Source organism: Burkholderiales bacterium (assembly GCA_036262035.1).
Taxonomy (GTDB): Bacteria; Pseudomonadota; Gammaproteobacteria; order Burkholderiales; family SG8-41; genus JAQGMV01.
In genome coordinates this window covers 307105-328984 of record DATAJS010000018.1, presented here as the reverse complement: position 1 = coordinate 328984, position 21880 = coordinate 307105, and the positions used below count along the sequence as shown (strand labels likewise).

At 66.4% G+C, this 21880-nt stretch carries 20 protein-coding genes; 11 read left to right on the top strand and 9 right to left on the bottom strand.

Annotation, left to right across the window (positions count from 1 at the left end):
• Window positions 1-8 precede the first annotated feature (8 nt).
• The 3 genes from VHP37_22020 to VHP37_22010 all read left to right on the top strand — a co-directional run bounded on the left by VHP37_22020 (window position 9) and on the right by VHP37_22010 (window position 3223).
• The gene (locus tag VHP37_22020; protein HEX2829042.1) at window positions 9-236 is read left to right on the top strand and encodes a hypothetical protein; all 228 of its coding nucleotides are present in this window, start codon (window positions 9-11) and stop codon (window positions 234-236) included.
• A complete protein-coding gene (locus tag VHP37_22015) occupies window positions 233-1189 on the top strand; it encodes a tripartite tricarboxylate transporter substrate binding protein (GenBank protein ID HEX2829041.1) in 957 nt (318 codons plus the stop codon). The genes VHP37_22020 and VHP37_22015 overlap by 4 nt, the downstream gene beginning before the upstream one ends.
• Window positions 1190-1345: 156 nt before the next feature.
• The gene (locus VHP37_22010) at window positions 1346-3223 is read left to right on the top strand and encodes a KUP/HAK/KT family potassium transporter (protein ID HEX2829040.1); all 1878 of its coding nucleotides are present in this window, start codon (window positions 1346-1348) and stop codon (window positions 3221-3223) included.
• A 629-nt stretch (window positions 3224-3852) separates the two neighbouring features.
• Here VHP37_22010 and VHP37_22005 read toward each other — a convergent pair.
• The 7 genes from VHP37_22005 to VHP37_21975 form a co-directional block, all read right to left on the bottom strand.
• The gene (locus VHP37_22005) at window positions 3853-4584 is read right to left on the bottom strand and encodes a DUF2971 domain-containing protein (protein ID HEX2829039.1); all 732 of its coding nucleotides are present in this window, start codon (window positions 4582-4584) and stop codon (window positions 3853-3855) included.
• Between the two features lie 562 nt (window positions 4585-5146).
• Entirely contained in the window at window positions 5147-5860 is a 714-nt protein-coding gene (locus VHP37_22000; protein ID HEX2829038.1) for a hypothetical protein, read from the bottom strand.
• Window positions 5861-6693: 833 nt separating this feature from the next.
• Window positions 6694-8784, bottom strand: a complete 2091-nt coding sequence (locus VHP37_21995) for an EAL domain-containing protein (protein ID HEX2829037.1) — start codon at window positions 8782-8784, stop codon at window positions 6694-6696.
• A 135-nt stretch (window positions 8785-8919) separates the two neighbouring features.
• On the bottom strand, window positions 8920-10203 hold the full coding sequence (locus tag VHP37_21990) for a (Fe-S)-binding protein (protein HEX2829036.1): 1284 nt from the start codon (window positions 10201-10203) through the stop codon (window positions 8920-8922).
• A gap of 75 nt (window positions 10204-10278) precedes the next feature.
• Complete coding sequence (locus VHP37_21985; protein ID HEX2829035.1) at window positions 10279-10593, bottom strand: DUF4387 domain-containing protein; 315 nt, start codon at window positions 10591-10593, stop codon at window positions 10279-10281.
• A gap of 104 nt (window positions 10594-10697) precedes the next feature.
• Window positions 10698-12059: an acyclic terpene utilization AtuA family protein gene (locus tag VHP37_21980; GenBank protein ID HEX2829034.1), complete on the bottom strand. Its 1362-nt coding sequence runs from the start codon at window positions 12057-12059 to the stop codon at window positions 10698-10700.
• Between the two features lie 11 nt (window positions 12060-12070).
• Window positions 12071-12928 (bottom strand): MurR/RpiR family transcriptional regulator, encoded by an 858-nt coding sequence (locus tag VHP37_21975; protein ID HEX2829033.1) that lies wholly within the window; start codon window positions 12926-12928, stop codon window positions 12071-12073.
• 75 nt (window positions 12929-13003) lie between these two features.
• On the opposite strand from VHP37_21975, the gene VHP37_21970 reads away from it, so the two are divergent.
• From VHP37_21970 to VHP37_21960, 3 genes are all read left to right on the top strand, one after another.
• Entirely contained in the window at window positions 13004-13957 is a 954-nt protein-coding gene (locus VHP37_21970; GenBank protein HEX2829032.1) for a tripartite tricarboxylate transporter substrate-binding protein, read from the top strand.
• A gap of 102 nt (window positions 13958-14059) precedes the next feature.
• The gene (locus tag VHP37_21965; GenBank protein ID HEX2829031.1) at window positions 14060-14995 is read left to right on the top strand and encodes a tripartite tricarboxylate transporter substrate binding protein; all 936 of its coding nucleotides are present in this window, start codon (window positions 14060-14062) and stop codon (window positions 14993-14995) included.
• A 2-nt stretch (window positions 14996-14997) separates the two neighbouring features.
• Window positions 14998-15480, top strand: coding sequence for a nucleoside deaminase (locus VHP37_21960; GenBank protein HEX2829030.1), 483 nt, complete (start codon window positions 14998-15000; stop codon window positions 15478-15480).
• On the opposite strand, the gene VHP37_21955 is transcribed toward VHP37_21960, so the two are convergent.
• Window positions 15477-15869: a YkvA family protein gene (locus tag VHP37_21955; protein HEX2829029.1), complete on the bottom strand. Its 393-nt coding sequence runs from the start codon at window positions 15867-15869 to the stop codon at window positions 15477-15479. The genes VHP37_21960 and VHP37_21955 overlap by 4 nt on opposite strands.
• Window positions 15870-15934: 65 nt before the next feature.
• Here VHP37_21955 and VHP37_21950 point away from each other — a divergent pair, with 65 nt between their 5' ends.
• Window positions 15935-16594, top strand: coding sequence for a YceH family protein (locus VHP37_21950; protein HEX2829028.1), 660 nt, complete (start codon window positions 15935-15937; stop codon window positions 16592-16594).
• A gap of 69 nt (window positions 16595-16663) precedes the next feature.
• Here VHP37_21950 and VHP37_21945 read toward each other — a convergent pair whose 3' ends face one another.
• Window positions 16664-17851, bottom strand: a complete 1188-nt coding sequence (locus tag VHP37_21945; GenBank protein ID HEX2829027.1) for an HD domain-containing phosphohydrolase — start codon at window positions 17849-17851, stop codon at window positions 16664-16666.
• Window positions 17852-17981: 130 nt separating this feature from the next.
• On the opposite strand from VHP37_21945, the gene VHP37_21940 reads away from it, so the two are divergent.
• The 4 genes from VHP37_21940 to treZ all read left to right on the top strand — a co-directional run bounded on the left by VHP37_21940 (window position 17982) and on the right by treZ (window position 21840).
• Window positions 17982-18650, top strand: a complete 669-nt coding sequence (locus VHP37_21940; GenBank protein ID HEX2829026.1) for a dienelactone hydrolase family protein — start codon at window positions 17982-17984, stop codon at window positions 18648-18650.
• A gap of 83 nt (window positions 18651-18733) precedes the next feature.
• Window positions 18734-18955, top strand: coding sequence for a hypothetical protein (locus VHP37_21935; protein ID HEX2829025.1), 222 nt, complete (start codon window positions 18734-18736; stop codon window positions 18953-18955).
• 82 nt (window positions 18956-19037) lie between these two features.
• Window positions 19038-19982, top strand: coding sequence for an isoaspartyl peptidase/L-asparaginase (locus VHP37_21930; protein ID HEX2829024.1), 945 nt, complete (start codon window positions 19038-19040; stop codon window positions 19980-19982).
• A gap of 28 nt (window positions 19983-20010) precedes the next feature.
• A complete protein-coding gene (gene treZ, locus VHP37_21925) occupies window positions 20011-21840 on the top strand; it encodes a malto-oligosyltrehalose trehalohydrolase (protein ID HEX2829023.1) in 1830 nt (609 codons plus the stop codon).
• Window positions 21841-21880: the final 40 nt, after the last annotated feature.

Below are 21880 nucleotides of genomic sequence, written 5' to 3'. Positions count from 1 at the left end.
CCTGCACGTTGTGCAGTGTGCACGACACGGTCGAATTCGAAAAACGCGGCATCCCCGCGACGATGGTCCTCACCAGCGTCTTCACCAACGCGGCGATCCATCAGTTCAAGGTGCGCGGCCTCGACGGGCATCCTTTCGTCGAGCTGCCGCATCCGATCAGCAACCTCACGACGGAGCAGATGCGCGACGTGACGCTGCGCCACGTCGACGAGATGGTGAGGTACCTGACGACATGAGGCGCTATGCACTGACGGCCGCGCTCGTCTGCGCAGCGAGCGCCGCGGCCGCCGACAACTATCCCGACCGTCCGGTCCGCGCGGTCGTGCCTTTCGCTCCGGGCGGCGCGGTCGACATCGTCGCGCGCATGACCGCGCAAAGGCTCGGCGAGGCGCTGGGCCAGACCGTCGTCGTCGACAATCGCGGCGGCGCCGGCGGCACGATCGGCACCGACATCGTCGCCAAAGCGCGGCCGGACGGCTACACGCTGCTCATCGGCAGCATGGGCGTGGCGGTCAGCGCCGTGCTGTATCCGAAGCTGCCGTACGACACGCTGCGCGATCTCGCGCCGATCACGATGCTCGCCGAGCAGCCGAACATCGTGGTCGTGCATCCGTCGGTGCCGGCGAAGTCGGTGCGCGATCTCGTCGCGCTCGCGAAAGCGAAACCCGGGCAGGTCACCTACGGCTCGGGCGGAGTGGGCAGCAACAGCCACTTCGCGACGGTGCTCTTCCTCATGAAGGCGAACGTCGAGATGCTGCACGTGCCCTACAAGGGCCTCGGCCCGGCGATCACCGAGCTCGTCGGCGGCCAGGTGCAGATGGCGGTGTCCAACGTCTCGACGGCGCTGCCGCACGTGAAATCCGGCAAGCTGCGCCTGCTCGCGGTGACGACGAAGAAGCGCTTCGGACTCTTCCCCGATACCCCGACGGTGGACGAATCGGGCGTGCCCGGTTACGAGAGCAGCGGCTGGTACGCGCTGTGGGCGCCCGCCCGCACGCCTCGCGACATCGTGTCGAAGCTGCATGGCGAGACGACCAAAGCGCTGACGAGCGCCGCCATGCGCGAGCAGCTCCGCACCCAGGGCCTCGAGCCCATCCCGACGACGCCGGAAGCATTCGACAAGCGCCTGCGCGCCGAGATCGCGCAGTGGGCGAAGGTGGTGAAAGCCACCGGCGCGACGCCTGATTAAAAAGGAAGGGAGGTCAAGGCGGGAAACCTTGGTTTCCCGCCTTGGCGTTCACCGGGCCTTGGCCGCAGGCCGCAGGCCTACGGCCCGCTGCTTGCCTACTCCGCACGTCAAGCGAGGTATCATCCGGCGCTTGCGCGATAACGGAGTTCAGCAGTCTTGAGCGTTTCGGCACACGGACCGAAGGCTGTCGCGGCGTTGACGCTCGCGGCCCTCGGCGTCGTCTACGGCGACATCGGCACGAGCCCGCTGTACGCCTTCAAGGAGGCGTTCGGCGGCACGCACGCGCTGCCGGTCAACCCGCACAACGTGTATGCCGTGCTGTCGATGATGGTGTGGGCGATCACGCTCGTCGTCGCGGTCAAGTACGTGACGTTCATGCTGCGCTTCGACCATCGCGGCGAAGGCGGGGTGCTGGCGCTGCTCACCTTCGCCCTCGATGCCGCCGGCAGCCGCCGGCGCTTCCATGCCGCCGTCGTAATGCTGGGCGCGACCGCGGCGTCGCTTTTCTACGGCGACGCGATCATCACTCCGGCGATCTCGGTGCTGTCGGCGGTGGAAGGGCTGTCGGTCGCGACGCCGCGATTCGAGCACTGGGTGATCCCCATCGCGATCGTGCTGCTGGTGTCGCTGTTCATGGTCCAGCGCCGCGGCACCGCGCGCATCGGGCGCATCTTCGGGCCGGTGATGATCCTGTGGTTTCTCACGCTCGCCGGGCTCGGTCTCGCCAGCGTGCTGAAGACGCCCGAGGTGCTGCAAGCCGTCGATCCGCGCTACGCGATCGATTTCGCCGCGCATCGGCCGGGCCTCGCGCTGCTCGCGCTCGGGGCGGTGTTCCTGTGCGTGACCGGCGCGGAAGCGCTGTATGCCGACATGGGGCACTTCGGCAAGATACCGATCCGCATCGCGTGGTACGGCCTCGTCTTCCCGTCGCTCCTCCTCAACTACTTCGGGCAGGGCGCGCTCGTGCTGAGGACGCCCGCGGCCGCCAAGAACCCGTTCTACCTGCTCGCGCCCGAGCCGCTGCTGCTGCCGCTGGTCGTGCTCGCGACGTGCGCGACGATCATCGCTTCGCAGGCGACGATCTCCGCGGCGTATTCGGTGACCCAGCAGGCGTCTCGCCTCAACTTCCTGCCTCGCTTACGCGTGCTGCACACCTCCGACACCGCGCAGGGCCAGATCTACGTGCCGCTGGTGAACTACCTGATGCTCGTCGGCGTGGTGTCGCTGGTCATCGGCTTCGGCTCGTCGAGCGCGCTCGCCGGCGCGTACGGCATCGCGGTCAACGGCGACATGATCATCAGCTCGATCCTGCTCGCGGTGGTGCTGTTCACGCGCAAGGGCCGCACGAAGTGGGGCATCCTCGCCGCGCTCGTCGTGTTCCTCTCGATCGAAGCGACCTTCCTCACCTCCAACGGCACCAAGATCGACGACGGCGGCTGGTTCCCGCTCGCGCTCGCGAGCGTGATCTTCACGGTGCTCACGACGTGGCGTAAAGGCGTCGAGCTCCTCCAGGCGCGCCGCGCGGTGCAGCCCGAGGCGCGCGCCGACATCGTCCGCGTGGGCCTGTCCGCGGCGGTGCGGGTGCCGCGCACCGGCGTCTTCTTCAGCTCGCGCCGCACCGGTTATCCCAGCGCATTCCTGCACAACCTGAAGCACAACATGGTCGTGCACGAGAAGACGGTGTTCGTGTGCATCGAGTTCGCGAACGTGCCGTACATCGACGACGACGAGCGGCTCGACATCGAGCGCCTCGACGACAGCAAGTGGCGCGTGATCGCGCAGTTCGGCTTCCGCGAGGATCCCGACGTCGCGATGATCATCCGGCTCGCGGGGCTGCGCGGCCTGCGCATCGACGCCGACACCGCCTCGTTCTTCACGAGCAAGGGCGAGCTCGTATCGGTCACCCAGCCGCGCGGCTTCGGCCTGCGGCGCAAGCTCTTCGCGTGGATGCTCCAGAACTCGCCGACGGTGGCGGATTACCTGCGCCTGCCGCCGGACAGAGTCGTCGAGCTACGCACTCAGGTCGCCGTCTGACGTAGGGTGTGTTAGTCGCGCAGCGACGTAACGCACCGCAAAGCTCCGAGACCACATATCACGTCGTCCCGGACGCGTCCGCGAAGCGCACGCGATCCGGGACCCATCTTGACGTTCGACGCCGCGACATCCGTTCCGTAGGGTACGTGCGAACAGGCCGCCTTACACCGCCGCCTTGATGCATCGCGTGCTCATCACTGGGTAGCGCCGAGTCGCGCACGGCCTTCTCGCCCGAATCGGCGTCTCTACTGCGCTGCCGCTGCGTAGCGATTCGCGTGCACGTGTGCGCGACCCTGCGCTGCTCGCCGAGGGCGACTCCTGCGGAACCGACGCGACGCGTGTCGCGTCGTCCCGGACGCGTGCGCCGTGGCGCGCGCGATCCGGGATCCATCTTGACGTTAAAGGGCTCGACAGTCCCCGTCGACAACCCCGCCCTCGTCTGCGCTGCTCGGGCGCCTCCACGGGCTCAAAGACCGCGCCCGACCCGGCGCGTGGGCTGTGGCCACGACTGCCCGACAAGGCGCCCTGGGTGGCAAGCGCTGCGAACGTGTCGACGAACAGCAGAAAGCGACCCCGAAGCAGTCGCTCAGAATTATGAGGGCGAAAGGGACCGTCTGACATCCATGTGCTTAGTTGGGGACGAGAGCTGAGCGATACTCAGGGGCAAACCAAGCCGGATTAAATTCGTCTGGGACGATCTTGAAATCTTTATGCATGAGCCGCCCTCTCAGGACGGCGTCTACGGTAGGGTGTAGCTTAGTTGCGAGCTCTGCGACTTGCAGCACATCGGCCGAACACTGAGTACCCAATATAACTTCCGCTAGTTCGATCGTTGCGTCAAAGCCGAAGAACTGAAAGCGTCCTTGCTTCGTTGTATCATCAAGCGGAATAAAACGTCTCCATTCATCCTCATAACTCCAGCCGCTGTACTTCGTGCAGAGTAGTTGCTGCTGCAAATCTTCGCTTAGACTTCCTGGGTCTCCATCTCTGAAGGCATCTCGAATACGTACGTCTTCGTAGCGCACGTGCTCTACCTCGCTTTCCATGACATTGAACCCGAGGCAAATTCCCTGATGTTTCGCCGAGTAGTGACTCCATAGTAGAGGATTCGTCCAATCGGCACTGAACGAAAGTAGTCCCGTTCTCTCCCCATATTGATCCTTGAAGGCCCGCACGATGCGCCTTGTTCGTGCTTCACGAAAGTTCACCGCCTCGAGTTCGAAAGGGTCATTAAGGTCGGAGAACCTCGCTACCTTCAACCTACGCAAGCTGATGGCCTGAATCGCGTAGTCCGCCGTAGTAAAGTGATACAGGCGAATGAAACCTCCTCGCGGAGGCCGTAGCAACGCGGCACTTCCCATCTGCGGGTGATACTTCGGGGGCACCCACTGCGTTCTCAACTCCGAGCGCAACGCGAGACATCGCCTCATACATTTGCCTACATTTATCCGGTTGACCGTCCTGGTTTGGTAATCATTCTGCAGACGACTGGACGGCAACGACTATGTTGTTCGACGGATCTAACCCCATCACGCGTACCGCTTCAACCGCGCGAGGATTCTTCCGGGCGATCTTCGAAGATCAGCCGCCGCACGCGACCCGGAAGCGGAACTCCAGGGCCGCTACGACCGCTTCAAAGCGGCATTTGCGAACAGCCCTCGCGGCAAATATCCCCAAACGAGGTGATGGCTTCAAACTCGCCGCGTGCGCACAACTGGCGATACTGACACGTATTTCTTGAGCGTCGCCTCAAGAAAGGCGTGGCGCTCACAATGGTCGCCGACAAAATACACACACGTGACGTAACCATCAGCACCAATTTCTTCAACCGTCATTTGTCGACCGCCTGACTTGAGCTGAACTACGTCGCCAACTTGGAAAATCCCCGACATAGGCTCTCTCCAAGAAACATACAGTGCTCGACTAGCGCTCCACTTTCGCAGACGCCCAGATATCCTCGTACGTCTTCAAGACGGCGGTAAACGCGTCGGTAATTTGTGTTAGTGTCGTCGGCGCCTTCTTGGCGCCGTCCTTGAAAGACGCACCTGACTGATAACAGGCAGCGCGATCGATTATCACGTAACGATCATGGAACTGTGCAGCCGAACGAACGGCCACGGTTGCTGCGCATTGCTTTGCGAAGGCGTCGACCGCGGGGAGTAGCATCGAAAGTTTTTCACGTGCGAGGAGTCGAATCGCCGTGCCGGGGGTGATATGTGGAAGATACTTGGACACGAACTCGGCATCTAAGTATGGGTCGATAAAGAAAGCATCTTCTTTTGCTGCTTCAACAGTCTTGCGTAATTCGTCGAAGTAATCGAAAACCATGCCTTCGCCTACTGCTACTGTCAGCGGTCCCACAGTTTTCATTCGAAGGTCATGCCGCGCTTGACGCAGCAATGCCATGATCTGCCGGTATGCCGCCGCAGCCGCGCGCGCTTCGCCTGGCTGGTGCAACGTATCGAGTAGCTTTGCAAGCACTGCTGCCTTACTTGAATTCCATGCTTCAACCGCGGCAGAAAGTCTCCCAAGCCAATCTAAGTCTGCATCTGTGAAATGGCGGATGGTTGCGGGATTCGGAGTAGTGCGAAGTAAGTCCTCAAACTCCGCCAGTAACTGGTCATTGGTTGTCGCCATGGCTGGAATTCCCCCACGTTCTTGTCATTAATGCGGGATCGAGCGATTGTAGTCGGAAATTTTCGAGGCGCTGCGGCCGCGGCCTTTGCAAGGTCAAGTTCGAGCGCTCTGGTCGCGGCCCGAATCTACTCACGAGGACAGGCATCGCCACGACAGCGAGAATGTCCCGCCGCACATTAGGTCCGGCGGGGGGCTGCCTGCACTGGCCGAGCTCGTGTCGCCCCGAGCTTGCGCTTCTGGCCTATACCACGAGCGCGTCCACGTCGCGCGCAGCCCACGCGCCGGGTCGGGCGCGGTCTTTGAGCCCGTGGAGGCGCCCGAGCAGCGCAGACGAGGGCGGGGTTGTCGACGAGGACTGTCGAGCCCTTTAACGTCAAGATGGATCCCGGATCGCGGGCGCTATCGCGCACGCGTCCGGGATGACGCGACATTGCGTCGCGTCGGTTGCGCAGTCGCCGCCCTCGGCGAGCAGCGCAGGGTCGCGCGCGCAAGCACGCGAATCGTTACGCAGCGGCAGCGCAGTAACGACGCCGATTCGGGCGGGAAGGCCGTGCGCGACTCGGCGCTAACCTGTGGTGAGCACGCTATGCATCAAGGCGGCGGGTGCGCCGTTCATCCTTCGACTTCGCTGCGCTACGCTGAGGACGAACGGTGTAAGGCGCGGTGCGTTTGCACGCCCTACGACGAAGGTCGCGGCGTCGAACGTCAAGATGGGTCCCGGATCGCGTGCGCTTCGCGGACGCGTCCGGGACGACGGGATAGCGCCGAGGAGCCTCGGTGCGTTACGGCGACGCCTTAACGCACCCTACGCGACGTATCGCGACGCCTTGCGCCTATGTCGACGTCGGCACGCGGCGCTCGATGTCCATGTCCTCCACCGGTCCCGGGCGGGAGTGGAGGTAGCCCTGCATCCCGTCGCAGCCGTGGGCTTCGAGGAAGCGCCGCTGGCCTTCGGTCTCCACGCCTTCGGCGACGACCGCGATGTCCAGGCTGTGGCCGATCGCGATGATCGAGCGCACGATGCCGGCGTCGTCGGCGTTGTCGGGCAGGCCGCGCACGAACGAGCGATCGATCTTGAGCACGTCGACCGCCGAGCGCTTAAGGTACGCGAGCGACGCGAAGCTCGTCCCGAAATCGTCGATGGTGTGCGCGACGCCGAGCGCGGTGAGCGCTTCGATCATCTTGTGCGAGCCCGGGTCGTCGGTCGCTTCCTCCGGTATCTCGAGCTCGAGATAGCGGCTTTCTAGACCGATCTCCCGGAGGATCGCGGATATCTTCTCCGCGAGATCGGGCTGCCTCAGCTGGCGCGCCGAGAGGTTGACCGCGACGCGCGAGGCGGTGTGGCCCGCGTCGCGCCAGCGCTTCATCTGCGCGCACGCGGTGCGCAGCACCCATTCGCCGATCGGCACGATGAGGCCGTTGCCCTCGGCGATCGGCAGGAAGCGCGCGGGCGTGACGAGCCCGTGGCCGGGCCTGCGCCAGCGCACCAGCGCTTCGATCGCGGTGATCGCGCCGGTGGAGAAGTCCACGCGCGGCTGGTAGTGCAGCTCGAGCTCGTCGTTCTGGACCGCCTTGCGCAGGTCGGATTCGAGCTCCAGCCGCGCCTGCGCGTCGGCGCCGAGCTCAGCGGTATAGAAGATCACCTGGTTGCGGCCGCTCTGCTTCGCGCGATACATCGCGGTGTCGGCGTTGGCGAGCAGGGTTTCGCGACTGGTGCCGTCGGTCGGATAGATCGCGACGCCGATGCTCGCCGACACGCGCACTTCGCGGCCCGCGATCTCGAACGGCTTCGACACCTCCTGCAGCACCTTGTGCGCGACCGTGCCCGCGGCGGCGGTCTGCGCGATGTCGTGCAGCACGACCGCGAACTCGTCGCCGCCGAGGCGCGCGACGGTGTCCGAGTCGCGCACGCAGCTCTTCAGGCGGCCGACGACCGCCTGCAGGAGCTGATCGCCCGCGCCGTGGCCGAGCGTGTCGTTCACCGCCTTGAATCCGTCGAGGTCGAGATACAGCAGCCCGAAGCCGCGCCGCGAGCGCTCCGCGATCGCGACCGAATGATCGATGCGGTCGGCGAGCACGTTACGGTTGGCGAGTCCGGTGAGCCAGTCGTGATTGGCGCGGAACTCGAGCTCGGCCTGGTAATCCTTGAGATCGGTGATGTCCCGATGCGTGCCCGAAATCCGCACGGGCTTGCCGCCCGCCGACTGCACCACGCCGCCCACGGTCTGCAGCCAGCGCGACGAGCCCTGCTTGGAGCGGATGCGGTACTCGATGCGCAGCTTCGGGCTCTCGCCCGAGAGCACGTGCGCGATCGCATCGGCGACGTGGTGCGAGTCGTGCGGGTGCACGAGCTTCGTCCAGCCGTCGATCGTCGCAGGCAGCTCGTCGGCGGAAAAGCCGAGCAAGGGCTCGGGCCCGCGCGAGAACTGGAGCGCGCCGGATTCGACGTCGAGCTCCCACACCGCGGTCTCGCTCGCTTCGAGCGCGAGCTGCAGCCGCCGCTCGTTCAGGCGCAGCGCGGCTTCGGCCTGCAGGCGCCTGCGCCGTTCGGCCGATTCGCGCAGCGCGCGCGTCACCGCCGGGACGAGGCGCTCGAGCCGGTCCTTGAAGACGTAATCGGTCGCGCCGCGATTCACGCACGCGATCGCTTCCTCCTCGGTCAGCTCGCCCGAGAGCAGGATCACCGGCGCTTCGGGCCGCTCGCTCTGCGCGAGCTCGAGCGCCTCCATGCCGTTGTAGCCGGTGAGGTTGAAGTCGCTCAGCACCAGGTCGAAATCGGAGCGCGCGAGCGCCGCCGCGAAATCGGCTTCCCCCTGCACCCACTCGATGTCGCACGAGCGGATATCGGCGCGCAGCTTGGCCTGGATCAGCGCGGCGTCGGAGGGATTGTCCTCGAGGTGCAGGACCCTGATGGCCTCAGGCATGGGTTCGGTTCACTTTCGGGTCGAGCGCCTTGATTTCAGAAAATGGATTTTTCAGCCCGATTCGCAAGCGGCGTGCCCCAAAACATGGCATACGCGGGGATTGGAGGGAAATGTGCAGCTGCGCTTGCGCGCACCCTAGGACGTTTTCAGCGGAAGCGTCTGCTCTCCGAGCATCTCTTTCGTGATCACGCTGCGCACTTCCTCGACGTCGAGGCCGTGGGTCTTCACCAGGTCCATCACGTCGGCAAGCACGGCTTCCGCGTCCTGGAGCTTCTTCAGGCGTTTGAAGTGGTCCTCGTGCCGTATGCCCATCGCCTCGCCGACGAGCTCGAGGAAGTTCACCACCTCGTAAGGCCAGTCGCGCTCGTGCGCGCAGAGGTCGCGGTGGCACGCGTGGTAGATGCCCGCCAGCGTGTCGACGCCGGCGGCCGCAGCGGCCTCGAGCAGGCTCGTGTGCAGGTCGCGCTTGTAGGCCGCGGGCAGCGTGTTGCACATATAGCCCACGCGCGGCTGCTCGAGCTCGACGAAGGTGAGGCCGGGGATCGCGCGCAGCACGCGCTCGGCGGCTTCCGAAATGCCGGCCACGCCGGGATGCTCGTGCAGGCCGACGCGCTTTTCCACGCGGTGTTTGAAGTGCGGGCGCAGCTCGTCGATGTGCTCGGCGAGGAACACGACGAAACCTTCGTAGTCGTAGCGGCTCTCGCGTCCCGGCAGCACGTTCTCGCCGAGTTGCACCTGGCAGGTCGGACACCACGACACCACTTTCGAAGCGCCGGTCTCGGCGAAGCGGTCGGCCGTGCGGTAGCCGATCTTGCCGGAGGTCTCGAGGTCGGCCGTGCGGAACTGGATGACGCCGCAGCAGTTGCCCGGGCCGCCCATCACACGATACGACACGCCGAGCGCGTCGAGGATATCGAGGCAGAGCAGCACGATGTGCGGCGTCTTCAGCACGTTGCAGCCGGTATAGAAGACGACGTCCGGCGTGCCCTGCTGCGGCGCGCGGGGATGCACGCGCTCCAGGGCTTCGGCGGAGAGCTGGATGTGCGAGAGGATGCGCACGCCGCGGCCCATCTTGGTGAAGTCGGCGCGGCCTTTGTCTTCGCGCGCCTGCGCGTCGGTGCGGCGGTTGATCGCCACCCGGGCGAGCGTCAGCATGAAGCGCGGGTTCACGCCGTGCGGACATTTCGGGATGCACGTGCCGCTGCCCGAGCAGGCTTTCGCCCACGTCTCGGCCGCTTTGCCGCCCGGCTCGCCGCGCAGCAGGTCGAGCACGCCGCGCGTGACGGCCTCGCCGCTCTGGTCATCGAGGCCCGCCGGGCCGGTCATCGGACAGATGTCGAAGCACGCGCCGCAGGCGGTGCATTGGTCGAGCACGCTTTCGGCGCGCGTGCGCAGCGCTTCTGTGAATTCGGTCGTCATGGAGCCCGATGTTAGCTCACGCGGCGGGGCGGGGTAAGCTCGCGCCCGACTCTTCCGGGCAGATCGATTTTTTGGCTAGTCGGGGATTTGGAGCTCGAGCAGCGGGCCGTACTGCTGGCAGCCGAGGATGTCCCAGTCGCCCGGGCTGCCGCTGGGGCGCAGGCGGTAGAGGGTGAATTTGATCGCGTTGGCGACGTCGAAGGCGACGAAGTCGGAGATGCGCGACTGCGGGATGCGGAAGAGATCGGCGACCGACCCTTTCGTGATCGCGCCGCTCTCGAGCACGCGCCGGTAGCTCTCGGCGTTCGGGAAGATGATGTCGAAGGTGATCTGGTTCACGCCCGCGTTCTTGCTGCGGACGGTGGAAGCGAGGTCGGAGAGCTTGGTCATCGTGGTTCCCTGATCGTCATTCCCGCGAAGGCGGGAATCCATGTTCAAAAAGGCAAAGTCAAAATGGGTCCCGGATCGCGCGTTCGGGCGTCCGGGACGACGAGCTAAACGCCGCCTTCGGTCATGTGCACGGGAAAGAGCTCCATCGGATCGTCGATCGGCACGGTGTGGTTGACGTTCCACATGTAGCCGGGCGAGGACTTCATCGTTTTCTTGGTCGTCGCCGCCGTGCCCGCCGTCCCTTTCACGCCCGGAATGCGCGCCAGGAAGAACATGCGCACCGCGAAATCGGTGATCTTCTCGGCGAGCGCGTCGGTACCGGCGAGGCCTTCGACCACGATCCCGAGCTCGTGCGATTGCGTCTCGCGCACCGGCTCGAGCTCCTTCAGCACCCCGTTGCGGCCGAACACGTGGAAATAGAGCTCGTACTGCTCGGCTCCGATGCGTTTGGCGACCGCGCTCCTGCACCATTCGATCGCCGCGTCGACGTTCCTCACGACGTGCGGATCGCGCAACCCGACGAACCCCATGTAGCGCTCGCCGATCTTCTTCGCGCCCTCGATCTTCACCCGCAGCTCCGCGGCCTTCTGCCAGCGCGCCCCGGTGATGCGCACGGTGCGCTCGTCGAACTGTTCGTACTTGCATTCGCGCATGTCGAGCGTGCCGCCGAGCGCCTGCTCGAAGTACGGGGTCTCGCGCTCGTACATCGAATGACCTGCGACCGAGGCGATGGTGCAGCGCTGCTGCGGGTGGTACGGCGTGATCTTGATGTCCTCTTTCGAGATCGTGCCGATGATCGTCTCCTTGCCCATGAAAGGCTCGGCGACGAGTGAAGCGCACTCGATCATCTTCCCCATGTGATAGGCGAGCGGCTCGGGAAAGCCGTGGTGTATGCACGGCCCTGCGGTGAAGTTGATGTCGCCGCAGCGGCCCGCGACGATGACGTCGGCGCCCATGTCCAGAAGCTCGAGGAACGGGTGCACGCCCGCGACCGCGACGATGCGCGTCGCCTTGGTGATCTCGTACGCCGTGAGATCGGGGAAGCCGCCCAGGCCGCTCAGGCGTTTGCCCTGCGCGATCTTCTCCTTCAGGTACTCGCGCGGCACCTCCGAATAGAAGTAGCCGATCCTGAACTTGGGGATCCGGCGTTCCTGCGCGATCTCCTTGATGAGCTGCACGAACTCGTCGACGCCGCGGTTGCTGCCGGTGTCGCCGGCCGAGCCGATCACGAGCGGGATGCCTTTCCTGCGTGACGCGGTGAGAAAGAGCTCGAGCTCTTCGCGCACGAAATGGCCGAGCGTCGTGTCCTCGCCGAGGTAGACCGGACCGGGATCGGAGCTCCCGCCGTCGGCGACGACGTAATCGGGATTCGCCTCCATGCCGCGATGGAAGCTGTCGGGATTCGACGGCGCGGTGCCGAGGTGGCCGGTCGAGATGAGGACCTTCAGGGTGTCTTTGAGGGGCATGGGCGTTCGGTTCAGGTCTTCACGAAATAGCGCCGGTCTTCGGCGACTTCCTCGAAGCGGTCGAGCGCTTCGAGCGTGCGCTCGCCGTCGGCGACCGAAAGCTCGTGCACGAGCGCATTGACGAGGATGAGCGGCGCGCAGTGGAACGCGACGAACGAAGCCGACTCCGCCGGCGCGTAGAGGCTCACCTCGCCCTTGAGCGGCGAGAACGCGCTGTCGGTGATCGTCAGCGTGGAGAGGCCGCGGCCCCTGGCGAACTCGAGCAGGTCCACCGTCTCCCGCAGGTAGCGCGGGAAGCCGATGACGACCACCAACGCGCGCTTCTCCAGGCGGCTCACCAGGTCGTACGTTTCCGAAGAGATCGACAGCGCGCGCGTCGTCGCGATCGCGAGCTTGTTCAGCGCGAACGCGAGATGGCAGGCGAGGGCGGCGGTGCTGCGCGTTCCCGCGACGAGCACCTCGGACGCGCCGCGCAGCATCTCCCGCGCGCGTCCGAACGATTTGGCGTCAAATGACTCATGAAGCGAAGCGATGTTCTCGCGTTCGTTGTCGATGACCAGGTCGAGCGGAGTCGCCGCGGCGGGCTTGGCTCGAGCGCCCAGCTTCAGGCGCTCGGCACCCGGCAGCTCCGCGCGCACGAGCCGCCGGATTTCCTTCTGCAACGCCGGATAGCCGCTGAAATCGAGCGCCTTGGCGAAGCGCACGATGGTCGCTTCGCTCACGCCCGACTGCTCCGCGAGCTCGGAGATCGTCGCGAAAGCCACCGCCTGGTAGTTCGCCGCGACGAAGCGCGCGAGCACGCGCTGGTTGGTGGAGAACGCTTCGGCGCTCTCTTCCAGGCGGCGGAGCAGGGTGGCTGCGGGCGGCATCGGAAGGCGTGAAAAAAAAGTTTCGTGATGTTATCGATTGAAATAGAATCGGTCAAACGCTTCCGGAGCCCGCGTATGGGAAAGGTCCTTCTGTTGTGTGCGCTCGCCCTCACGAGCGGCGGGGCTGCGTCCCAGGAATCGATGCCGAAGCTCGTGCGCCTCGTGGTGCCGTTCTCGGCGGGCGCCAGCAACGATGCGATCGCGCGCACCGTCGCGCCGCCGCTGGCGAAGCGCCTCGACACGCAGGTGATCGTCGAGAACCGGCCCGGCGCGGCGGGGGCGATCGGCGCCGACGCCGTCGCGAAAGCGCCGCGCGACGGCTCGCTGCTGCTGCTCACGTCGTCGACGTTCCTCACGGTCGCGGCGACGAACGCCAAGCTGCCTTACGACGCGGTGAGCGCCTTTGCGCCGGTGGCGATCGTCGGCCAGAACCCTTCGCTGCTCGCGGTCTCGTCATCGGCGCCGTTCAGGACCGCTGCCGAGCTCATCGCCGCGGCGCGCGCGAGACCCGGCGAGATCACTTACGGCTCGGCGGGCGTCGGCTCGATCGGCCACATGGCGACCGAGCTCATGCTGTCCGGCGCGAACGTGCAGATGCGCCACGTGCCTTACAAAGGCGCGGCGAACGCGGCGATCGATCTCGCGGGCGGACAGATCCAGGTGATGATGTCGAGCCAGGCGACGCTCGCGCCGTTTCTCAAGTCGGGCAAGGTGAGGTTGATCGGCGTGAGCTCGCCCAAGCCCCATCCGTCGTTTCCCGACGTGCAGCCGCTCGTCAACACCGTGCCGGGCTTCGCGAGCGAAACGTGGGTGGGCGTGTTCGCGCCGGCAGGAACGCCGGCGGCGATCGTGGAGCGTCTCAATCGCGCGCTGAACGAGATCTCGGCTTCACCGGAGCTGCGCATGCTGCTCGAGCCCGACGGCATGCTGCCGGTGTCGGTCACGCCCGCGGCTTTCGCGGCGCGCGTGAAGCAGGAGCTCGCGCAGTGGAAAAATGTCGCGAGCTCGAGGAAGATCGTAGTGGAGTAAAAGGCGTTATTTACCGCAGAGGACGCAGAGGCGCGCAGAGGAAGATCCGATATGCGGGTATTCACGCGATACGATGCTCGAGCGGTTTTCACTGTTCTGTGCATGGCTTCAGCGCTCGAAGCGCATGCGCAGCCCGCGACATATCCCGCGCGCCCCGTGCGGATCATGGTGCCGTTCTCGCCTGGCGGCGCGTCGGATACCGCCGCGCGCATCATCGGGCAGAAGCTCGCCGAGCGCTGGGGGCAGCAGATCGTCGTCGAGAACCGGCCCGGCGCGGGCGGCACGATAGGCACCGAGCTCGCCGCGAAAGCGCAGGCCGACGGATATTCGCTGCTGATGGGCTCGTCGACCGAGCTCGCGGTGAATCCGCATCTCTATTCGAAGCTGTCCTACGACACGACGCGCGATTTCGTGCCGATCGCGCGGATTGCATCGACGCCGCTCATGGTGGTGGTGCATCCGGCGGTTCCGGCGAAGACGCTGAAGGAATTCGTGGCACTGGCGAAGCAAAAGCCCGGCGAGCTCAACTACGCGTCGTCGGGCAACGGCGCGACGACCCACCTCGCGGCGGAGATGCTGAAGCGCGCGGCGGCCATCGACGTGGTGCACGTGCCTTACAACGGCAGCGCGCCCGCGATCGTCGCGGTGCTCGGCGGCGAAGCGAAGATGAGCGTGCAGGCGGTACCGGCGGTGCTCGGCAACGTGCGCAGCGCGAAGTTGCGCGGGCTCGCGGTCACTGCCGGCAAGCGTGTGAGTGCCGCGCCGGAGCTGCCGACGCTCGCCGACAGCGGTTACCCCGGTGCGGAGATCGTCATCTGGAACGCGCTCGTGGCGCCGGCGGGCGTGCCGCGCGACGTCATCGCGAAGCTGTCGTCGAACGTGCTCGACGTGCTCAGGCAGGCCGACGTCGTGCAGAGCTTCGCGAAGCAGGGCGCCGAGATGACGCCCGCGGGCCCAGGCGAGCTCGGCGCCTATCTCAAGGCCGAAATCGCGAAGTTTGCTAGAGTGGTGAAGGAATCCGGCGCAAAGATCGACTGATTATGCCTCTCGACCACGACCGTTACATGCTGCTCGCGCTCGATCTCGCGCGCGAAGCCGCCGCCGCGGGCAACCGCCCGCTGGGCTCGCTGCTCGTGTCTTCCGGCGGCGAGATCGTCTCGCGCGGGACCAACCGCGTCTACACCGACTCCGATCCCACCTCGCACGGCGAGATGATGGTTATTCGCGACGCGTGCGCGAGGCGGAAAACCCTTGACCTGTCCGACCTCACGCTCTACACGACGCTCGAGCCGTGCCCGATGTGCTGCTACGCGATTCTCGAAGCGCAGGTTGGCGGCCTCGTGCTGGGCGCGCGCCACGCGGCGATCGGGCGCACGGACCTTGGCAGTTATTCCGTGGAGACGTTCTTCGCGATGATCGGACGCTCCGTCCCGGTCGTCACCGGCGTGCGCGCGCAGGAGTGCGTCGACATCCGGCTCGCCTGGATCGCCGAGCGCGCGCACCGCGGGCTCGGACCGCGTTAGCCGTAGAGCTTTCCATACGCCCACGATCCGGCCCACCAGATCGCGGCGATCCACAGCACGACGATCAACACCGCGCCGATGCGGCCGGCGAGGCTCTTCACGCGCCCGGTCTCGTTCGCGCGCGCGCGGCATTCCGCCATCACGTCCGCGGGCACGAGCTTGATCGCGAGCACGATGGCGAACGGCAGCAGCACGATCTCGTCGACGAAGCCGAGCACCGGGATGAAATCGGGGATGAGGTCGATGGGCGAGAGCGCGTAGGCCACGATCGCCGCGATGAACGCCTTGGCGTACCACGGCGTGCGCGGATGGCGCGCCGCGAAGTAGAGCGCGGTCACTTCGGCTTTGAGCTGCCTTGCGCGGGCCTCGAGCGTTGCGGCGAGAGACATGTCCGTGTGATCGTGAGGGCACCGCATTGTGGCTCGAAGCGCCTTCGTGTTTCAATCGCGCGATCATGGCCCATACACTTCCTGCGCTGTCGCTCATCGAGACCCGCGTGCTCGGCGTGCTCTACGAAAAGCAGCACACCGTTCCGGATACCTATCCGCTCACGCTCAACGCGCTGGTCGCGGGCTGCAACCAGAAGTCGAGCCGCAATCCGGTGATCGACGCCTCGGAATCGGAGGTGCAGGCGGCGATCGACAGCCTGAAGGGCATGAGCCTGGTGATCGAATCGAGCGGCGGACGCGTCGCGCGTTACGCGCACAATCTCGAGCGGGTGCTGCAGGTGCCGCCGCAATCCGCGGCGCTGCTCGCCGTGCTCGTGCTGCGCGGCCCGCAGACGCCGGGCGAGCTGCGGATCGCGACCGAGCGCCTCTACCGCTTCGTCGACATCTCGTCGGTGGAAGCTTTTCTGAACGAGCTCGCGGCGAGAGCGGCCGGCGCGCTGGTGGTGGAGCTTGCGCGAGCGCCCGGCACGCGCGAGGCGCGATGGGCGCATCTTCTGAGCGGAGCGCCGAGCGTGGATGTTTCAGCAGCGGCGGCGCCGCCCGCGCCCGCGGATGCGTCGTTGGGCGAGGTCGCGGCGCTGAAAGCGAACGTCGCGAGGCTGGAAGCGGAGGTGGCGGAGCTGTCGGCCGCCGTCGCCCGGATCCGCGCCGAGCTGGGCATATAGATCGACACCGCGGGTCGGTGCGCGCACCTCCCCGTGCAAAGGCGCGCTTAGGCGCCTGCCGGCGCTACGCTATATGAAGAATTCCTTCACGTCGATCGGCAGCGTGTCCTTCGGGAGCGTGCGCCGGATCCGGTACGGATCGCCGTCCGCCGTGAGCGGATCCCTGATGAGGTCGAGGATGCGGTGCGGCTTGAGCAGCGCGCGGTCGCTGTCCAGCACGACCATGACGCGCGGCTGCAGCCGGCGCACCAGGTTCTGCGCGATGACCAGCCCGATCTCGCCGGAGGAGAGCTCGACAGCGCTGCCGACCGGATAGATGCCGATGCACTGGATGAACTGCTCGACCAGCGCTTCGTGGAACAGCGTGCCGCGCAGCTTGTGCAGCATCGACAGCGCGTTCGACGGCGTCGCCTGGTCTCTGTTCGGTCCGCCGCACGTGAGCTCGACGTAGGAATCGACGAGCGCGGCGATCGCGCCGTCGACCGAGATTTCCTCGGCTTTCAAGCCCGACGGATAGCCTTCGCCGTCCTGGCGCTCGTGGTGCTGCGCCACGATCTGCGCGACGCCCTGGGGCAGCCCGGACGCGGCGGCGATGAGGTCGACGGACGCCTGCACGTGCGCGCGTATGCGCTCGTCCGGCTCGCGCACGTAGAGCGGCCGCTGCACGTAATCGAGCGGCTCCATGCGCACTTTGCCGATGTCGAGCAGCATGCCCGCGAGGCCGAGCGCCTCGAGGCGTTCCTTGGGGTACTGGAGAAAGCGCCCGAAGGTCACCATGAGGATCGAGGTGTCCATCGCGCGCACGATCTCGTGGCTGTCCTTGGCCACCAGACGGTTCAGCAGCAGCAGCGCGTCGGGGTTGCGCGCGATGCTGTCGGACATGCTGCGCACGGCCTCCGACAGCAGGGTCGCGTCGATGTCGCCGTCGCTGCGCAAATGCCGTATCAGCTCGTGCAGCGTATCCTGGCAGCGCGCGTAGATGTCGCGTGCGGCCGCGAATTCCTTTTCGAGCGGCTGCTGGTTGTCGTACACCGCGGTGCCGCGCAGCGGCGCCGAGCGCGGCTCCCGTCCGCTGTTCCGGTCGCGTTCCGGATCGACGTAGACGTTGGTGCAATACGAGCGCAGCGACTCGATCTCTTCGGGGGAATTCACCTGAAAACCCTGAAAAGCGAAGCTCGTCCCCAGCCAGGGACGGTCGAGCTCTACCACGTACATGCCCAGGCGCAGGTCCTGGGCCGCTATGCGCTGCTTGACCATTGGGATCTAGTCGGAAATCAAACGACCGTCGTCTACCTATCGGACTTTATTAGCGGCCGCCGGGGGCGAAACTTGATGCCGAATTGACGGACAATAGGCGCCGGCAAAGAATTTTCAGCAAGGAGAAGAAATGGGCAGGAACATCGAGCTCACCGCCGCCGACGGCCACAAATTTTCGGCTTACGTCGCCGAGCCCCAAGGCAAGGCCCGTGGAGCGCTGGTCGTCGTGATGGAGATTTTCGGGGTCAACAGCCACATCAAAAAAGTCACGGACGAATACGCCGCGGAAGGCTATCTCGCGATCGCCCCGGCCTTTTTCGACCGGGTCCAGCGCGGCCTGGACGTCGGCTACTCCCCGCCCGAGATCGAGCAGGCGCGGGCGCTGATGCAGAAGATGAGCTTCAACGACGCCCTCAAGGACGCCGAGGCCGCGCGCAAGCAGGTCGAATCGGCGGGCAAGGTCGGCATCCTCGGCTACTGCTGGGGCGGGGCGATGTCGTTCAAGGCGGCGTGCAACCTCGACGGGCTGGCCTGCGCGGTCGCCTATTACGGCGGCGCCATCCCCTCGATGATCAACGAAAAGCCGCGCTGCCCGGTGCTCTTCCACTGGGGCGAGACCGATCACTCGATCCCGCTCGAAAAAGCGAGGGAAGTGGCATCGGTCCACAAGGACCGGCAGCATTACTTCTATCCGGCCGGCCACGGCTTCAACTGCGACCAGCGCGGGTCATACGACGCGGAATCCGCGAAGATCGCCAAAGGCCGGTCCCTGGAATTCCTCCACAAACACGTCGGGTGAAAAATCGGGGACAGACCCCGATTTCCTTCCTTGCTCGGCATCACCATTGCACTGGCAGGGGATTCGACTTAGGGAGCGGCGCGATGACAGGGGCGTGGGAGTTCGTCGAGGATTCCACCGGCCGGTGGCGCTGGCGCACGAGCGATGCGTCGGGGCTGCCCCGCGAGTCGTCGCAGACGTTCAGGAGCGGCGCCGACTGCGTCGCGCACGCGCTGCGTCACGGCTATCTCGCCGGCAGCGGGCTCGCCATGGCTGGAAATCGGGGACAGACCCCAATCAAATCGGGGGCCGTCCCCGATCAGTAAGGCGCCGATGCCGAAAAAATCGGGGTCTGTCCCCGATTTGCGGGAGCAATCCTGGCAGCGGCCATGTAAGGATTGCCCGCCAATGCCGCCCCGATCGTCACGCGCCCAACGCTACGTGCTCGCCATCCACGGCGGCGCGGGCACGCTGTCGCGCGTGCAGCTCGCGGCACCGCGCGATGCGCCCTATCACGAAGCGCTCGCCGCGGCGCTGTCCGCGGGCCGCGACGTGCTGGAGCGCGGCGGTTCGGCGGTCGACGCGGTGGTCGCGGCGGTCGTTGCGCTCGAGGATTGCGAGCTCTTCAACGCCGGCCGCGGCGCGGTGCTCAACGCCGCGCGCAAGCACGAGCTCGACGCGGCGGTGATGGACGGCGCGAGCCTGCGCGCCGGTGCGGTGTCCGCCGTGCGCGCCGCGAAGAACCCCGTGCGCGTGGCGCGCGTGGTCATGGACAGCTCGGACCACGTGCTGCTCACCGCCGCCGGCGCCGACGCGTTCGCGCGGAAGCACGAGCTCGAGCTCGTCGCCCAGAGCTATTTCTCGACCCGCGCGCGCATCGCCGCGCTCGAGCGCGCCAAGCAGCGCGCACGCGCAGGCCGCCGCAGCGCGGCGAGCGCCGCCGATCGTCACGGCACCGTCGGCGCAGTCGCGCTGGACCGCGAGGGCAGCCTCGCGGCCGCGACGTCGACCGGCGGGATGACGAACAAGCTTCCCGGCCGCGTCGGCGACTCCCCGCTGATCGGCGCAGGCACCTACGCCAACAACGCGACGTGCGCGGTCTCCGGCACGGGCGACGGCGAGTTCTTCATCCGCTCGGTGCTCGCGCACGACGTGTCGGCGCGCATGGCGTACGGCGGCGCGAGCCTCGCGACCGCCGCCCGCGACGCGCTCGCGCACGTGCGCAGGCTCGGCGGCACGGGCGGACTCATCGCGATCGACCGGCGAGGGCGCATCGCTCTGCCTTTCAATACGGACGGCATGTACCGCGGCTACGTCCGGGCCGGCGACGATCCGGTCACCGCGATCTTCTAGCGGGAACGCTTTTCGCGTTACGGGCGGCATGAGGCACAAAGCCCCCACCAACGTCAAAGGCGCGGCGAGCATCCACCGGATGCCGTTCGGCGCGCAGCTTCTGCCGGACGGCGCGGTGCGCTTCCGCTTGTGGGCGCCGGCGTGCGAGACGGTCAGCGTCGAGATTGCGGGCCGTGCGACACCGCTGCCCATGGAATGGGCGGACGGCGGCTGGCACGAGCTCGAGACCGACGCCGCGGGCGCGCGCAGCCGCTATCGCTACGTGCTTCCCGACGGATTGCGCGTGCCCGATCCCGCGTCGCGCTTCCAGCCCGACGACATCCACGGCGCGAGCCAGGTCATCGACCCCGCCGAATACCGCTGGCGCGTCCCGTCGTCGCGCGGCCGGCCGTGGTCCGAGCACGTGATCTACGAGCTGCACGTGGGCGCGTTCACGCCACAGGGCACGTTTCGAGGCGTCCAGGAACGGCTCGACCACCTCGTCGACCTCGGGGTGACCGCGATCGAGATCATGCCGATCGCTGATTTCCCGGGGCGCCGCAACTGGGGCTACGACGGCGCGCTGCTCTACGCGCCGGACTCCGCGTACGGCCGGCCGGAAGACCTCAAGGCGCTCGTCGACGCGGCGCACGAGCGCGGGCTGTCGATGCTGCTGGACGTCGTCTACAACCACTTCGGTCCCGACGGCAATTATCTCGGCGCCTACGCGCCGGAGTTCTTCACCGAGCGCCACCAGACACCGTGGGGGGCGGCGGTGAACTACGACGGCGAGGGCAGCGAGGTCGTGCGCGACTTCGTCGTGCACAACGCGCTCTACTGGCTCGAGGAGTTCCGCTTCGACGGCCTGAGGCTCGACGCGGTGCACGCGATCATCGACGACAGCGACCGGCCCGTGCTCGAAGCGCTCGCCGAGCGCGTGCGGTCGAGCTTTCCGGATCGCCACGTCCATCTCGTCCTCGAGAACGAGCACAACTCGGCGCGCCTGCTCTCGCGCCGCGCCTCCAAGCCGGTGTGGTACACCGCGCAGTGGAACGACGACGCGCACCACGTGCTGCACACCGCGGCGACGAACGAAGGCACCGGCTATTACGCAGAGTACGTCGGCGACACGGCGAAGCTCGGCCGCGCGCTGGCCGAAGGCTTCGCGTTCCAGGGCGAGACGATGCGCTACAGCGGCCGCGCGCGCGGCGAGCCGAGCGCTGCGCTGCCGCCGGCTGCTTTCGTCGCGTTCATCCAGAACCACGACCAGATCGGCAACCGCGCGTGCGGCGAGCGCATCGGCCGCCTCGCGGGCGAGGAGCGGCTGCGCGCGATCGCCGCGATCTACCTGTTGCTGCCGCAGGCGCCGCTGCTCTTCATGGGCGAGGAGTGGAACGCGTCGTCGCCGTTCCCTTTTTTCTGCGATTTCCCGGGCGATCTCGGCGAAGCGGTGCGCAAGGGACGACGCGAGGAGTTCGCCGCCTTCCCCGAATTCCAGGACCCGGAGAAAAGAAAAGCGATACCGGATCCGCAGGCGGACGCGACGTTTCTCTCCGCGAAGCTCGACTGGAGCGAGCTCGTGCGGGCGCCGCACGCGCAATGGCTCGCGTGGTATCGGCGCATCCTGCAGGCGCGGGCGAAAGAGATCGTTCCGCTGATCGGGACGATCGAGCGCTGCGGGCGTTACGAGATCCTCGGCGAGCTCGCGGTGCGCGTGCGCTGGTCGTTCGAAGGCGGCGACCTCGTGCTCGACGCGAATCTGTCCACTCAGGACATCGTCGTGCAGGAGTTACGCAACGCGAAGGTGTTGTGGAGCGAGGGCGAAACCGGCCCCGAATCGCTGGGCCCGTTCAGCGTACGCTGGGCGCTCGTGGAATAGCGAAGGAAAGGAGGTCCGGGAGGGAAACCTTGGTTTCCCT

What these genes read in the sequence shown, in the direction of transcription:
- VHP37_22015 (HEX2829041.1), top strand. Translation starts at nt 233, where the DNA reads ATGAGGCGCTATGCACTGACGGCCGCGCTCGTCTGCGCAGCGAGCGCC.
- VHP37_22005 (HEX2829039.1), bottom strand. Translation starts at nt 4,584, where the DNA reads ATGGGAAGTGCCGCGTTGCTACGGCCTCCGCGAGGAGGTTTCATTCGC.
- VHP37_22000 (HEX2829038.1), bottom strand. Translation starts at nt 5,860, where the DNA reads ATGGCGACAACCAATGACCAGTTACTGGCGGAGTTTGAGGACTTACTT.
- VHP37_21995 (HEX2829037.1), bottom strand. Translation starts at nt 8,784, where the DNA reads ATGCCTGAGGCCATCAGGGTCCTGCACCTCGAGGACAATCCCTCCGAC.
- VHP37_21990 (HEX2829036.1), bottom strand. Translation starts at nt 10,203, where the DNA reads ATGACGACCGAATTCACAGAAGCGCTGCGCACGCGCGCCGAAAGCGTG.
- VHP37_21985 (HEX2829035.1), bottom strand. Translation starts at nt 10,593, where the DNA reads ATGACCAAGCTCTCCGACCTCGCTTCCACCGTCCGCAGCAAGAACGCG.
- VHP37_21980 (HEX2829034.1), bottom strand. Translation starts at nt 12,059, where the DNA reads ATGCCCCTCAAAGACACCCTGAAGGTCCTCATCTCGACCGGCCACCTC.
- VHP37_21975 (HEX2829033.1), bottom strand. Translation starts at nt 12,928, where the DNA reads ATGCCGCCCGCAGCCACCCTGCTCCGCCGCCTGGAAGAGAGCGCCGAA.
- VHP37_21970 (HEX2829032.1), top strand. Translation starts at nt 13,004, where the DNA reads ATGGGAAAGGTCCTTCTGTTGTGTGCGCTCGCCCTCACGAGCGGCGGG.
- VHP37_21965 (HEX2829031.1), top strand. Translation starts at nt 14,060, where the DNA reads ATGGCTTCAGCGCTCGAAGCGCATGCGCAGCCCGCGACATATCCCGCG.
- VHP37_21960 (HEX2829030.1), top strand. Translation starts at nt 14,998, where the DNA reads ATGCCTCTCGACCACGACCGTTACATGCTGCTCGCGCTCGATCTCGCG.
- VHP37_21955 (HEX2829029.1), bottom strand. Translation starts at nt 15,869, where the DNA reads ATGTCTCTCGCCGCAACGCTCGAGGCCCGCGCAAGGCAGCTCAAAGCC.
- VHP37_21950 (HEX2829028.1), top strand. Translation starts at nt 15,935, where the DNA reads ATGGCCCATACACTTCCTGCGCTGTCGCTCATCGAGACCCGCGTGCTC.
- VHP37_21945 (HEX2829027.1), bottom strand. Translation starts at nt 17,851, where the DNA reads ATGGTCAAGCAGCGCATAGCGGCCCAGGACCTGCGCCTGGGCATGTAC.
- VHP37_21940 (HEX2829026.1), top strand. Translation starts at nt 17,982, where the DNA reads ATGGGCAGGAACATCGAGCTCACCGCCGCCGACGGCCACAAATTTTCG.
- VHP37_21935 (HEX2829025.1), top strand. Translation starts at nt 18,734, where the DNA reads ATGACAGGGGCGTGGGAGTTCGTCGAGGATTCCACCGGCCGGTGGCGC.
- VHP37_21930 (HEX2829024.1), top strand. Translation starts at nt 19,038, where the DNA reads ATGCCGCCCCGATCGTCACGCGCCCAACGCTACGTGCTCGCCATCCAC.
- treZ (HEX2829023.1), top strand. Translation starts at nt 20,011, where the DNA reads ATGAGGCACAAAGCCCCCACCAACGTCAAAGGCGCGGCGAGCATCCAC.